The organism is Dorea sp. 210702-DFI.3.125 (assembly GCF_020560945.1).
GTDB classification, from domain to species: domain Bacteria; phylum Bacillota; class Clostridia; order Lachnospirales; family Lachnospiraceae; genus Dorea; species Dorea formicigenerans.
Map to the genome: position 1 here is coordinate 103,107 of NZ_JAJCNF010000005.1, position 12,964 is coordinate 116,070.

General features: G+C 42.5%; 12 protein-coding genes and 1 pseudogene. 11 read left to right on the forward strand and 2 right to left on the reverse strand.

Annotated elements, in window-relative coordinates:
• Positions 1 to 185 precede the first annotated feature (185 nt).
• From LI164_RS04290 to LI164_RS04320, 7 genes are all read left to right on the forward strand, one after another.
• Positions 186 to 1,679 (forward strand): sugar ABC transporter ATP-binding protein, encoded by a 1,494-nt coding sequence (locus LI164_RS04290; protein WP_117606575.1) that lies wholly within the window; start codon positions 186 to 188, stop codon positions 1,677 to 1,679.
• A complete protein-coding gene (locus LI164_RS04295; protein ID WP_117606556.1) occupies positions 1,679 to 2,764 on the forward strand; it encodes an ABC transporter permease in 1,086 nt (361 codons plus the stop codon). The genes LI164_RS04290 and LI164_RS04295 overlap by 1 nt, the downstream gene beginning before the upstream one ends.
• 1 nt (position 2,765) lies before the next feature.
• Positions 2,766 to 3,782, forward strand: a complete 1,017-nt coding sequence (locus LI164_RS04300; protein WP_117606557.1) for a sugar ABC transporter permease YjfF — start codon at positions 2,766 to 2,768, stop codon at positions 3,780 to 3,782.
• 6 nt (positions 3,783 to 3,788) lie between these two features.
• Positions 3,789 to 5,288 (forward strand): L-arabinose isomerase, encoded by a 1,500-nt coding sequence (araA, locus tag LI164_RS04305; RefSeq protein WP_227086769.1) that lies wholly within the window; start codon positions 3,789 to 3,791, stop codon positions 5,286 to 5,288.
• A 26-nt stretch (positions 5,289 to 5,314) separates the two neighbouring features.
• On the forward strand, positions 5,315 to 6,913 hold the full coding sequence (locus tag LI164_RS04310) for a xylulokinase (protein WP_117606559.1): 1,599 nt from the start codon (positions 5,315 to 5,317) through the stop codon (positions 6,911 to 6,913).
• An 82-nt stretch (positions 6,914 to 6,995) separates the two neighbouring features.
• Complete coding sequence (locus LI164_RS04315; RefSeq protein WP_117606560.1) at positions 6,996 to 7,697, forward strand: L-ribulose-5-phosphate 4-epimerase; 702 nt, start codon at positions 6,996 to 6,998, stop codon at positions 7,695 to 7,697.
• A 59-nt stretch (positions 7,698 to 7,756) separates the two neighbouring features.
• Positions 7,757 to 9,241: an L-fucose/L-arabinose isomerase family protein gene (locus tag LI164_RS04320; protein WP_227086770.1), complete on the forward strand. Its 1,485-nt coding sequence runs from the start codon at positions 7,757 to 7,759 to the stop codon at positions 9,239 to 9,241.
• Between the two features lie 189 nt (positions 9,242 to 9,430).
• On the opposite strand, the pseudogene LI164_RS16270 reads toward LI164_RS04320, so the two are convergent.
• Positions 9,431 to 9,712 (reverse strand): annotated as a pseudogene (locus tag LI164_RS16270) (GxxExxY protein); the annotation flags it as partial.
• Between the two features lie 191 nt (positions 9,713 to 9,903).
• Between LI164_RS16270 and LI164_RS04330 the strand changes: the two are divergent.
• Genes LI164_RS04330 through LI164_RS04340 form a run of 3 tightly spaced genes read left to right on the forward strand, consistent with a single transcriptional unit; the run spans position 9,904 to position 10,828 of the window.
• Positions 9,904 to 10,386 (forward strand): DUF3990 domain-containing protein, encoded by a 483-nt coding sequence (locus tag LI164_RS04330; RefSeq protein WP_173794159.1) that lies wholly within the window; start codon positions 9,904 to 9,906, stop codon positions 10,384 to 10,386.
• On the forward strand, positions 10,383 to 10,622 hold the full coding sequence (locus tag LI164_RS04335; protein WP_173794160.1) for a hypothetical protein: 240 nt from the start codon (positions 10,383 to 10,385) through the stop codon (positions 10,620 to 10,622). Before LI164_RS04330 ends, LI164_RS04335 begins: the two co-directional genes overlap by 4 nt.
• A 2-nt stretch (positions 10,623 to 10,624) precedes the next feature.
• Positions 10,625 to 10,828 carry a DUF3791 domain-containing protein gene (locus tag LI164_RS04340; protein ID WP_173794161.1) on the forward strand — a complete coding sequence of 68 codons (204 nt, stop codon included), beginning with the start codon at positions 10,625 to 10,627 and terminating at the stop codon, positions 10,826 to 10,828.
• Between the two features lie 87 nt (positions 10,829 to 10,915).
• Here LI164_RS04340 and LI164_RS04345 read toward each other — a convergent pair whose 3' ends face one another.
• Positions 10,916 to 12,070: an FprA family A-type flavoprotein gene (locus LI164_RS04345; protein ID WP_173794162.1), complete on the reverse strand. Its 1,155-nt coding sequence runs from the start codon at positions 12,068 to 12,070 to the stop codon at positions 10,916 to 10,918.
• Between the two features lie 270 nt (positions 12,071 to 12,340).
• Between LI164_RS04345 and LI164_RS04350 the strand changes: the two genes are divergently transcribed.
• Positions 12,341 to 12,955: a DUF4230 domain-containing protein gene (locus LI164_RS04350; protein ID WP_005332235.1), complete on the forward strand. Its 615-nt coding sequence runs from the start codon at positions 12,341 to 12,343 to the stop codon at positions 12,953 to 12,955.
• Positions 12,956 to 12,964 lie beyond the last annotated feature (9 nt).

Genomic DNA, 12,964 nt, shown 5'->3' on the forward strand with positions numbered 1-12,964 from the left:
ATCAAAGTGTAGAAAAAATATGTTAAGTCGCGCGGCGCAGCGTAAGAAAAATAAAAAAATACGCGGCGTCGCGCATTTTCTCTTAAAAGGAAAACAAACCCGAAAAGAGATAGAAAATAATAAGCAAAACAGTAAGTAAGAATGAAGAGGTGAATACGCTGGTGAAAGAGAATTCTGTATTGGAAATGAAAAATATCTATAAAAGTTTCCCGGGAGTCAAGGCACTGCAGGCAGTAGATTTCACATTGTGTGAGGGAGAGATTCATGCATTGATGGGAGAGAATGGTGCAGGTAAGTCAACCTTGATCAAGGTTCTGACCGGAGTCTATGAAAAAGACGGTGGAGATATCTTCCTGAAGGGACATGAAGGAGCAGTTGCAATCCGTTCTCCACAAGACGCACAGAATCTTGGAATCAGCACGGTGTACCAGGAGATTACACTCTGTCCGAACCTTTCCGTGGCAGAGAACATGTACATCGGACGTGGAAAAGGAATCGGACAGAACTGGAAGAAGATGAATGCGGACGCGGATAAGATTCTGAAATCACTGGATATTCCCGCAAAAGCAACACAGCAGCTTTCCAGTTGCTCTATCGCGATCCAGCAGATGGTAGCAATTGCCCGTGCGGTCGATATGGACTGTAAAGTACTGATTCTCGATGAGCCGACATCTTCCCTTGATGAACAGGAAGTAGAAAAATTATTCGGACTCATGAGAGACTTACGTTCCAGAGGTGTTGGAATTATATTCGTAACACATTTCCTGGATCAGGTATATGAAGTGTGTGATAAGATCACGGTTCTCCGTGACGGAAAATTAGTAGGTGAATATGAAATCAAGGATCTCCCGAGAGTCAAGCTGGTAGCCAAGATGCTTGGTAAAGAGCTGGACGATGAGGCGGATATTAAAGATGAAAGTCTGGTCTATGAGGCAGATGAGTCCATTCCACCAGTCATTGAAGTGGAAGGCTTACAGAGCAATGCCGGAATCAAACCATTTGACTTCAATATAAGAAAAGGAGAAGTCAATGGATTTACCGGACTTCTCGGATCTGGACGAAGCGAGTGCGTGCGTGCAATCTTCGGAGCAGATCGTGTGACTGGCGGTACAGTAAAGAAAAGCGGAAAAGCAGTAAAAATCAATAAACCACTGGATGCTATGAAGCAGGGAATCGCATATCTTCCGGAAGACCGTAAGAGAGACGGAATTGTCGGAGATTTGTCTGTCAGAGACAATATCATTCTGGCGGCACAGGTGCTTCGTGGATTCTTCAAACCATTTTCAAAAGCACAGGCAAATAAATTTGCAGATGAATATATCAAGCTCCTGGAGATCAAGACCGCTTCTGCAGACACACCGATTAAATCACTATCCGGTGGTAATCAGCAGAAGGTAATTCTAGCAAGATGGCTTCTGACTCACCCGGAATATCTGATTCTCGATGAGCCGACCAGAGGTATTGATATCGGTACTAAGGTTGAAATTCAGAAATTAGTACTTAAGCTTGCATCAGAAGGTATGAGTGTGACATTTATTTCTTCTGAGACAGATGAGATGCTTCGTACATGTTCCAGACTGATTGTCATGAGAGACCGAAAGAAAGTCGGAGAGCTTTCAGGAGAGGAACTGTCACAGAGCAGTATCATGGACACAATTGCCGGAGGTGACAAAGAATAATGCAGAACACTACAACAAAAAAATCAAAAAATATTATGGATATGTTCAGCGGTAAGCAGATTTTGATCCCGATTGCGGCGCTTCTTCTGCTCGCTGTATTTAACTTAATTGCAGACCCGTCATTTTACAAGATTTCCATGGACGTCAACAGTGCCGGAAACCATGTATTATCCGGATATCTGATCACAATTCTTGACTATGGCTCAGAGCTTGCGATCCTTGCAATAGGAATGACCCTTGTAACAGCGGCTTCCGGCGGACAGGATATCAGTGTGGGCGCCGGAATTGCAATTGCAGGTTCCGTGATTTTACGTGTACTTTGCGGAACCAATTCCAGACCAGACAAACTTCAGGCTCCGATCATTGTAGCATTTTTAGTAGCATGCGTTGTATCCATGTTATTCGGTGCATTTAACGGTATTCTTGTTGCAGGCTTCAAGATTCAGCCGATGGTAGCGACCTTGATTCTATACACAGCAGGACGTTCTATCGCAGCATGGATTAATAACAATGAACTTCCGGTCGTCAGTGATCCGACATTTGCATACTTTGGAGGATTTATTCCGGGAATCCCGATTCCGACACCATTTTTCATTGCAGTTGCATGTATGATCGTGATCGCACTGGCCATGAAATTTACAAATCTCAGATTATACACACAGGCGGTTGGAATCAATGAGCATTCTTCCAGATTGAACGGTCTGAATCCTGCATTTATCAAATTCTTAAGCTTTGTAATCTTAGGACTTTGCGTGGCAGTGGCAGGACTGATCAAGGTCAGCCGTATTTCTTCCATTAACTATTCTGTTATTGCGAAGGATATTGAGATGGACGCGATCCTGGCAGTAGCCCTCGGAGGAAACTCCTTAAGCGGTGGTAAATTTAACATGACAGCTTCAATTCTCGGAGCATACGTTATTCAGTTTTTGACAACAACACTTTATAAATTCAATGTAAAATCTGATGCAATCTCTGCTTACAAGGCAGTTGTAGTAATCATTCTGGTTGTAATCAGTGCACCGGTCGTACGTGAGAAATTTGCTTCATTTACAAAGAAAATGCAGGCAAAGAAGGAGGTAGCTTAGTATGAAATCTAAAAAGAAAAGAAATATTTCGGATACAAATCTACTCCTGACAATTACAATCGTCGTATTCTTTGCTATGTATATCGGCGCAATGGTATTCCAGGGTGGCGGATTTTTAAAGACACAGACATTCTTTAACATTTTAAATGCAAATGCAGCACTTTTAATTACTTCCTGTGGACTGAGTTTAGTAATGATTACAGGCGGGATCGACATCTCCGTCGGTGGTGTGGTAGCACTTGTCAGTATGAGCTGTGGTGTATATCTGGATTATATGGGTGGAAATGTTGCCATGTCTATCCTGATTGCACTTGGAATTGGACTTGCATTCGGACTCGTTCAAGGATTCCTGGTTGCTTATCTTGATATCCAGCCATTTATCGTAACACTGGCAGGTATGTTCTTTGCTCGTGGTATGACGACTATTGTACATACAGATCCGTTCAACGTACAGAATAAAGCATTCGTTGCATTAAAAGATACTCGTGTTATCGTACCTGGAATGGGTTCCGTAAACCGAATCGGTAAATATGTGGATGCTTATGTAGAAATCGGAGTTATTGTGGCACTGCTTATTGTAGTCCTGATGTTCGTAATGCTTCGCTGGTCCAAGCTTGGTCGGGCATTCTACGCAGTCGGTGGAAACAAACAAAGTGCACTGATGCTTGGTATTAATGTAAAAAGAACACGTTTCCTTGCACAGCTTTTCAGTGGAGTTCTGGCGGGAATCGCAGGCTATGTATATTTTCTTCACGTAGGATCAGGTTCTGCTTCCCATGCGACAGGAATGGAAATGAACGCAATCGCTTCCTCTATCATTGGTGGAACACTTCTGACCGGTGGTGTTGGAAATATTATCGGAACATTTTTCGGAGTACTTTCTTTAAGTACAATCCAGAATATCGTATCTTCCGCAGGTCTGGATCAGGCATGGTGGACAGGAATTACAATCGCAGCAATGCTTTGTCTGTTCCTTGTAATCCAGAGTATTGTTATGGCTCGTAAGAACAGGGGGTAATGACCGATGTTAAAAACGAAAAATTATCAGTTCTGGTTCTGTACCGGCTCTCAGGATTTATATGGAGATGAATGCCTGACCCATGTGGCAGAACATGCACAGAAGATTGTGGAGGCACTCAATGCCTCCGGAAATCTTCCGTATGAAGTTGTATGGAAACCGACCTTAATTACAAATGAACTGATCCGCCGGACGTTCAATGAGGCGAATACAGATGAAAATTGTGCAGGAGTCATTACATGGATGCACACATTTTCACCGGCAAAATCCTGGATACTGGGACTGCAGGAATTCAGAAAACCACTGCTCCATCTGCATACACAGTTCAACCGGGAGATTCCGTATGACACCATCGACATGGATTTCATGAACGAGAATCAGTCCGCACACGGTGACCGGGAATTCGGACACATTTTCAGCCGCCTTCATATGAACCGGAAAGTCGTTGTCGGCTACTGGGCAGATGAAGACGTGCAGAAGCAGATTGGTTCCTGGATGAGAACTGCAGTCGGAGTTGTCGAAAGCAGTCATATCCGTGTGATGCGTATTGCAGATAATATGAGAAATGTTGCCGTTACCGAAGGTGACAAAGTAGAGGTGCAGATCAAGTTCGGCTGGGAGGTAGACGCTTATCCGGTCAATGAGGCAGTAGAAGCAGTAAATGCAGTCTCTCAGGCAGATATTGATACATTAGTTGAAGAATATTATGACAAATATGAAATTCTTTTAGAAGGAAGAGATGAAAAAGAATTTCGCCGTCATGTAGCCGTTCAGGCAGGAATTGAAATCGGTCTGGAAAGATTCCTGGAAGAGAATAACTATCAGGCAATCGTTACACATTTTGGAGACCTCGGCGGATTTAAACAGCTTCCGGGACTTGCAATGCAAAGACTGATGGAAAAAGGGTACGGTTTCGGAGCGGAAGGAGATTGGAAGACTGCAGCCATGGTCAGACTTATGAAGATTATGACCGGCGGCATGAAGGACGCAAAAGGTACTTCCTTTATGGAAGACTACACATACAATCTGGTACCTGGTAAAGAAGGAATTCTGGAAGCGCATATGCTGGAGATATGCCCGACTATTGCAGACGGTAAGATCAGCATCAAAGAGCAGCCGCTGAGCATGGGCAGCAGGGAAGATCCGGCAAGGCTTGTATTTACGGCGAAAGAAGGACCGGCAATTGCGACTTCCCTTATTGATCTGGGAGACCGTTTCCGTCTTCTGATCAATGAAGTGGAGTGTAAAAAGACAGAAAAACCGATGCCGAAGCTTCCGGTAGCAACTGCTTTTTGGACACCGAAACCGGATCTTAAAATCGGAGCACAGAGCTGGATTCTGGCAGGCGGTGCACATCACACTGCATTTTCTTATGATTTAAGTGCAGAGCAGATGGGCGACTGGGCAGAAGCAATGGGAATCGAGGCTGTCTACATTGACGCAAACACAACAATCCGTCAGTTGAAAAATGAACTTCGCTGGAATGAGCTTGCTTATCGCAGATAATTCCGGAAAGAAACGGAGAAAATGATATGAGTAGTAGAAAAGAATTAATAGAAAAAGGAAAAACAGTCCTTGGTATTGAATTTGGTTCCACAAGAATCAAAGCAGTACTCATTGATGAAAATCATCACCCGATTGCTTCTGGAGATCATGAGTGGGAGAATCGTCTGGAAAATGGAATCTGGACCTACAGCCTTGATGATATCTGGCAGGGACTCAGGGACAGTTATCAGAAACTGGCATTTAACGTAGAAGAAACTTATGGAGTGACTTTAAAGAAAATCGGAGCGATTGGGTTCAGTGCCATGATGCATGGCTATATGGCATTTGATAAAAATGGAGAACTTCTTGTCCCGTTCCGCACATGGAGAAATGGAATCACAGGAGAAGCCTCTGAGGCACTTACAGAAGCTTTTCAGTACAATATTCCTCAGAGATGGAGCATCGCTCATTTGTATCAGGCAATCTTAAATGGAGAAGACCATGTAAAGGATATTGAGTTTTTCACCACACTGGCAGGATACATTCATTGGAAGCTGACCGGACAGAAAGTACTCGGAATCGGAGATGCCTCCGGAATGTTCCCGATCGATCCGGAAACAAAACAGTACCATGCAGCCATGATCCAGAAGTTTGATCTTTTAGTTGCAGACAAGAATTATCCGTGGAAATTAAAGGATATTCTTCCCAAAATACTGGTTGCGGGGGAAAACGCAGGAACTTTGACACCAGAAGGTGCAAAACTTCTTGATCCAAGCGGTAATCTGGAAGCAGGAATTCCGCTTTGCCCGCCGGAAGGTGACGCGGGAACCGGAATGGCAGCGACAAACAGTGTGGCAAAGCGCACTGGAAATGTATCTGCCGGAACGTCAGTATTTGCTATGGTCGTACTGGAAAAAGAATTAAAGAAAGTCTATCCGGAAATCGACCTTGTTACGACCCCGGACGGGAGTCTGGTCGGTATGGTACATGCCAACAACTGTACTTCAGATTTAAATGCATGGGTCGGACTCTTCCGTGAATTTGCCGAAAGCTTCGGTATGGAAGTGGATATGAACCAGTTATTTGGAACTTTATATAACAAAGCACTGGAAGGAGACAAAGACTGTGGCGGACTTCTTTCCTACGGTTATCTGTCAGGAGAGAATATCACAGGCGTGACAGAAGGAAGACCACTCTTTGTCAGATCGCCTGAGAGCAGATTTAATCTTGCAAACTTTATGCGAACACACCTTTATACATCATTAGGAGCCTTAAAAGTCGGCATGGACATTTTGTTAAAGGAAGAACATGTACAGATTGATAAGATTCTCGGACACGGCGGACTCTTTAAAACAAAAGGTGTCGGACAGGGAATTCTGGCAGCAGCCATTGACACACCGGTATCTGTTATGGAGACCGCAGGAGAAGGCGGCCCTTGGGGCATGGCACTTCTGGCATCTTATATGTTGAACAAAGAATCAGATGAGACACTGGCACACTATCTGTCAGAGAAAGTATTTGTAGGAAATAAAGGAACTTCTATGGATCCGGATCCGGAAGATGTAAAAGGATTCGAGACATTTATCGAGAGATATAAAAAAGGAATTGCCATTGAGAAGGCAGCCCTTGAGAATCTTATAGTTTAATCGGTGGTAGTGCCCTGTACGGCTTTGAAGTATGAAATGAGATAATCAATACTAGCCGTGCAGGGGAAAAGGAGAGACAGCAATGTTAGAAGAATTAAAAAAAGAGGTCTATGAGGCCAATATGCTTCTTCCTCATTACGGACTTGTCACATTTACATGGGGAAATGTCAGCGGAATTGACCGGGAAAAAGGCCTTTTTGTTATCAAGCCAAGTGGAGTAGATTATGAGAAACTGACACCAGAAGACATGGTCGTGGTAGATTTAAATGGTAATAAAATAGAGGGAGATTTAAATCCATCTTCTGATACAGCCACCCACGTTGTTCTTTATAACCGTTTCCCGAAAATCGGAGGCGTGGTACATACACACTCACCGTGGGCTACGAGCTGGGCACAGGCAGGACGGGGAATTCCGTGCTATGGAACAACTCATGCAGATTATCTGTATGGAGAAGTGCCTTGTGTGAGAAACCTTACAAAAGAAGAAATCAATGAAGCTTATGAGAAAAATACAGGAGTCTTGATTGCGGATGAATTTGCCATCCAAGATTTGGACTATATCGCAACACCGGCAGTACTCTGCAAGAATCACGGCCCATTTACATGGGGAAAGGATGCACAAGAAGCTGTACATAACGCAGTGGTACTGGAAGAAGTTGCAAAAATGGCAGCCCGTGCAGAACTGATCAATCCGCAGGTGAAACCGGCGCCACAGGAACTTCAGGATAAACATTATTACAGAAAACACGGTGCAAATGCTTATTACGGTCAGCCAGGGAGATAAATGGCCAGAAAATTAATTGGCAGGGAGTGAACCGGCCAGAACTTAAGGAGGAAAAGAACATGATAAATATTCCTAAAATTAAAATTGGTATTGTAGCAGTCAGCAGAGATTGCTTCCCGGAGCCATTATCAGTAAATAGAAGAAAAGCGCTGGTAGAGGCTTATAAAGCAAAATACGATGAGACAGACATTTACGAATGTCCAGTCTGTATTGTGGAGAGTGAGATTCACATGGTACAGGCGCTGGAAGATATCAAGGCAGCAGGCTGTAATGCACTTTGCGTTTACCTTGGAAACTTCGGACCGGAGATTTCCGAGACATTGCTCGCAAAACATTTCGATGGACCGAAAATGTTTGTGGCAGCTGCAGAAGAGAGCGCAGTAGATCTTCTAGACGGACGTGGCGATGCATATTGTGGTATGTTAAATGCAAGCTACAACCTGAAACTTCGCAATATTCATGCATATATTCCAGAGTATCCCGTTGGAACCGCAGAGGAATGTGCAGATATGATTCACGATTTTCTTCCGGTTGCGAGAGCCGTTGATGCATTAAATAACTTAAAAATCATCAGCTTTGGTCCAAGACCGCTCAACTTCCTTGCATGTAATGCACCAATCAAACAGCTCTACAATCTCGGAATTGAAATCGAAGAAAACTCAGAGCTGGATTTGTTTGAGGCATTTAACAAACATGCCGGAGACGAGAGAATTCCAGAAGTCGTAAAAGATATGGAATCTGAGCTCGGTGCTGGAAATAAAAAGCCGGAGATCCTTACGAAACTGGCACAGTATGAACTGACATTATTAGACTGGATCGAGGAGCACAAAGGTTATCGCAAATATGTGACGATTGCCGGAAAATGTTGGCCGGCATTCCAGACACAATTTGGATTCGTACCATGCTATGTAAACAGCCGTCTGGCAGCGAGAGGCATTCCGGTATCCTGTGAAGTAGACATTTACGGTGCACTCAGCGAGTTTATCGGAACCGTAGTCAGCCAGGATGCAGTCACACTTCTTGACATTAACAATTCCGTGCCGAGAGATATGTACGAAAAAGACATCAAGGGTAAATATGACTACACCCAGAAAGATACATTTATGGCATTCCACTGTGGAAATACAGCTTCCTGTAAGCTGAGCGGCCACGAGATGAAATACCAGAAGATCATGGCAAGAACTCTGCCGGAGGAAGTAACACAGGGAACACTGGAAGGAGACCTTGTGCCGGGAGATATCACATTCTTCCGTCTCCAGAGCACCGCAGACAATATCCTCCGCGGATATATCGCACAGGGCGAGATTCTGCCGGTAGCAACACACTCTTTCGGATCTATCGGAGTATTCGCAATCCCGGAGATGGGACGCTTCTACCGCCATGTGCTGATTGGGAAGAACTTCCCACATCACGGCGCAGTAGCATTCGGTCATTACGCAAAAGCACTCTACGAAGTATTCAAATATATCGGAGTACCGGTAGACGAGATCGGATACAACCAGCCAAAAGGGGTAAGATATCCGGACGAAAATCCTTGGGGATAAAGAATAGAGCCACTGGGAGAATGTAAAGGGATTCTTGAATTGATATATATTTAATGTTAATATAGATATATCAAAAGAATAAGAAAGGTGCTACCGTTGACGGTTCGCCTGATATTAATGGGTTATGAATAACCGCTCATATTTGCAGGACGATGGGCGGTTATTCTTCTGCTATCATTGTAATATTTTTTATACTACCACTTCTATGATTTTTTTATTACCCACTTCGATTTCTTTCAATCTCGTTTTTTGGTTCTTATTGAAACTGAAACTCAACAAATATCCCTTTTACAAATGATAGTACTCTAAATATTCAGCCAGTTGTTTTTCGCCTCTTTTGTTGTACTCATCACCTCGCCAGATTTTTAATTCTATCACATACTGTTTTCCTAAATAATCCACGATTATGTCGGTTCGAGTCTGGTCTCGAGTCTGCGCTTCTATATAATAATTTCCTGTACCATTGATGATTGTATATCCATTCTTATCTCTTAGTATACAAAAAAATGTTGAACGACAACTGAAACTGTCATTCAACATTTTCTCCTAAAATGAATTCCTACCTGAAATAAATTTTGTTAGTGAAGAAGGGACTAGCCGTTAAGCTGGTGATTTGATACAATAATAAAAAGAAAAGTAATTAAGACAAGGGGGAATCATTCATGATTTTATATCACGGGAGTAATGTGATTGTAGAACACCCTAAGCTTGTAAAACAAAATCGCTTTCTGGATTTTGGATTCGGATTTTATACAACTACAAATCGGGAACAGGCAGAAAATTTTGCATTAAAAGTAGCTGAAAGACGTAAAGAGGGAGAAGCTATCCTGAATATTTACGAAATAGATGAAAAAGAAGCATTTCAAAAATGCAGTTTATTAAAATTTGACAGTCCTGATGAAAACTGGCTTGATTTTGTTGCAGCTAATCGAAAGGGAATGTACGAAGGAAAGCAGTATGATCTGATATATGGAGCAGTTGCAAATGATGATGTATATCGGACGATTACTTTATATATGACTGGTGTACTGACAAAAGAACAGACCTTGCAGGCATTGAAAATTCGTAAATTATTTAATCAATTGGTTTTTACCACAGAGAAATCATTACAGTATTTGCAGTTTCAAAGGAGGGAGTTAGTATGAATGAAGATCAGTTCAGTGCAATGTTGGCAATCATTGTGCCTCCGATTATTGAAGAAATCGCAAAGAACAGTAATGTTGATGTAGAACAGATTATTCCTAAGTTTTATCAGTCAAAGCTGTATCAGGAGCTTTCTGATGAAAAGTCAAAATTGTGGCATTATAGTCCGAAAACACTATATACGATGTATCAGGACGAGTTGCTGACAGGTTCTTATGATTATCCTGAGGAGGCGTAATTATGAGTAAAGAAGTTAATTTTTTAATTTATTGTATGGAAAGATACAGGTATTTAAAAGGGCTTTCTGGGGCAGAAGTGGCTGAAAGATTCAGCAAATATGATATATACAGGTATATTATGAAATATTTTGAAACACTGCACACAAAAGGAGACCAGTACATTATGTGCGATATTGATGATTATATATTGAACGTGAAAAAATAAGTATTTGGCATAAAAAGTTTCAGGATAAAAGTAGACAGGACACGTAGTCAAGTGGTGATTGACTACGTGTCCTGTTAAAAGTTTAACCTATTTACATAATTCTTCTGCCAGTTTTTCAAGCTGTGTTGTGCTTTCTTCGTTGAGCGCTGACATAATCTTTACAGTAGTTTCTGTAAATGCGATTTCTTTGCTCTTTTCAAATAACTGACGCATCACTTTGGCAGCGGTTGCAGCCCAGGAACCATTTTCAATCAGTCCGATGGTACGTTTCTGGTAATTGCGTTCGGTCAGTGATTCAATGAACTCTCGCATAAATGGGAAGACATCCCCATTGTAGGTTGTTGTTGCCAGTACGAGGCGGTCATAGCGAAATGCATCTTCCACAGCCTCGGCAATGTCGTCTCTTGCAAGATCTGTGATTGCAACTTTCTCACAGCCTTTGTCTACTAACATCTGAGCCAGTAATTCAGCAGCTTTCTTTGTATTTCCATAGACGGAAGTATAGGCAATGAGCACGCCTTTATCTTCCGGCTCATAAGCAGACCATGTCTGATACAGGTTCAGATAGAAGTCCAGATTTTCGTTCAGTACTGGTCCGTGGAGTGGGCAGATGGTCTGGATATCAAGACCGGCAGCCTTCTTAAGAAGTGCCTGTACCTGAGCGCCGTATTTTCCAACAATTCCGAAATAATAGCGTCTTGCTTCGCAAGCCCAGTCTTCCTCAACATCCAATGCGCCGAATTTTCCGAATGCATCTGCGCTGAAGAATACTTTTGCATAGGAATCGTAAGTCATAATGACTTCTGGCCAGTGAACCATAGGTGCTGCAACAAATGTAAGTGTATGTTTTCCAAGTTCCAGCGTGTCTTTTTCTTTGACTACAAGTTGGTGCTCGGCATAATCACATCCAAAGAATTGCTTCATGATGGTAAATGCTTTCGCGCTTGCCACAATTGTGGTATCTGGATAATTCTCCATAAATATGCCAATACTTGCGGAGTGATCAGGTTCCATATGTTGAATGATCAGATAGTCTGGTTTTGCATCACCGAGCACATTTTTTATATTTGCAAGCCATTCTTCTGAAAAATGTGCATCAACGGTATCAAAAATGGCAATTTTATCATCCGTGATCACATAAGAATTGTATGCCATACCATTCTCTACCTGATGCTGTCCTTCAAAAAGATCAATGTCATGGTCGTTCACGCCAACATATTTGATATCTTCTGTAATAGTCATATTGATTAATACCTCCTGTATTTTGAATTTGTCATTAAAATTAAAAAGTACATCCGCAATTTTTGTAAGAACAAAAGCTGCCTCGTACAAAGCTCAAATTCGCCAGGATTATTATAACGCCATCGAAGGAAAAAAAGATAGTATTTTACAAAGTGTATTTAGAAAAATACAAAAGAGATTTCAGAATATGTTGACAATAAAAAATGTTGTGCTAATTTATAGAAAAATAATTTAATCAACTAAACCGTTGAAGCGGAGATTAAAGCAATCATGCGCGCACAGAGAGTCCGGGGAGGTGAGAGCCGGGTGGAGATGCAGTTTGCCAAATGGACCGCTGAGGGCGCAGTCGCAGTTGTAATCAGTATCGGTTCGATATCTGCATACAAGTATATCACCAGTCCGAAGGAAGAGAGCATCCCGCTCGAGACTACACTGGAAGATGCTGCAGAGCTGACCACACAGAAGATGATCATCTCAGATGTATTCAGGAGCACAAAGGGAACCATCCCGCTGATCAATAAGAACCGGTTCCTGGTACAGTATAAAACAACCATCACTGCCGGGCTGGATGTGCAGAACGCAAAGATCAAAGAGACCGATGACAAGATTACGATCACAATCCCGCACTGCACGATCGATGAAGATTCGATCAAGATCAAGTCCAGTGACCTGAAGATCTATGACACGAACTTCGCAATTATGAGTGTAGATAAAGAGGCAGTCATGGAATTAGTCGGGGAAGTAGAAAAGAAGGCAAAGAAAAAAGCAGAATCAGACGAATATGGATTCCTTGAAAATGCAGATGAGAATGCAAAGAAAGTAATCAAGGGGATGTTCGAAAATGTGGCAGACGGACGGGAAGTCGTCGTAGGATTCGCAAAGTAAGACGATAAA

Excerpts from the sequence above, each read along its gene's own strand:
- araA (WP_227086769.1), top strand. The coding sequence starts at position 3,789 with ATGTTAAAAACGAAAAATTATCAGTTCTGGTTCTGTACCGGCTCTCAG.
- LI164_RS04290 (WP_117606575.1), top strand. The coding sequence starts at position 186 with ATGAAAAATATCTATAAAAGTTTCCCGGGAGTCAAGGCACTGCAGGCA.
- LI164_RS04315 (WP_117606560.1), top strand. The coding sequence starts at position 6,996 with ATGTTAGAAGAATTAAAAAAAGAGGTCTATGAGGCCAATATGCTTCTT.
- LI164_RS04340 (WP_173794161.1), top strand. The coding sequence starts at position 10,625 with ATGAGTAAAGAAGTTAATTTTTTAATTTATTGTATGGAAAGATACAGG.
- LI164_RS04300 (WP_117606557.1), top strand. The coding sequence starts at position 2,766 with ATGAAATCTAAAAAGAAAAGAAATATTTCGGATACAAATCTACTCCTG.
- LI164_RS04335 (WP_173794160.1), top strand. The coding sequence starts at position 10,383 with ATGAATGAAGATCAGTTCAGTGCAATGTTGGCAATCATTGTGCCTCCG.
- LI164_RS04345 (WP_173794162.1), bottom strand. The coding sequence starts at position 12,070 with ATGACTATTACAGAAGATATCAAATATGTTGGCGTGAACGACCATGAC.
- LI164_RS04310 (WP_117606559.1), top strand. The coding sequence starts at position 5,315 with ATGAGTAGTAGAAAAGAATTAATAGAAAAAGGAAAAACAGTCCTTGGT.
- LI164_RS04330 (WP_173794159.1), top strand. The coding sequence starts at position 9,904 with ATGATTTTATATCACGGGAGTAATGTGATTGTAGAACACCCTAAGCTT.
- LI164_RS04350 (WP_005332235.1), top strand. The coding sequence starts at position 12,341 with ATGCGCGCACAGAGAGTCCGGGGAGGTGAGAGCCGGGTGGAGATGCAG.
- LI164_RS04295 (WP_117606556.1), top strand. The coding sequence starts at position 1,679 with ATGCAGAACACTACAACAAAAAAATCAAAAAATATTATGGATATGTTC.
- LI164_RS04320 (WP_227086770.1), top strand. The coding sequence starts at position 7,757 with ATGATAAATATTCCTAAAATTAAAATTGGTATTGTAGCAGTCAGCAGA.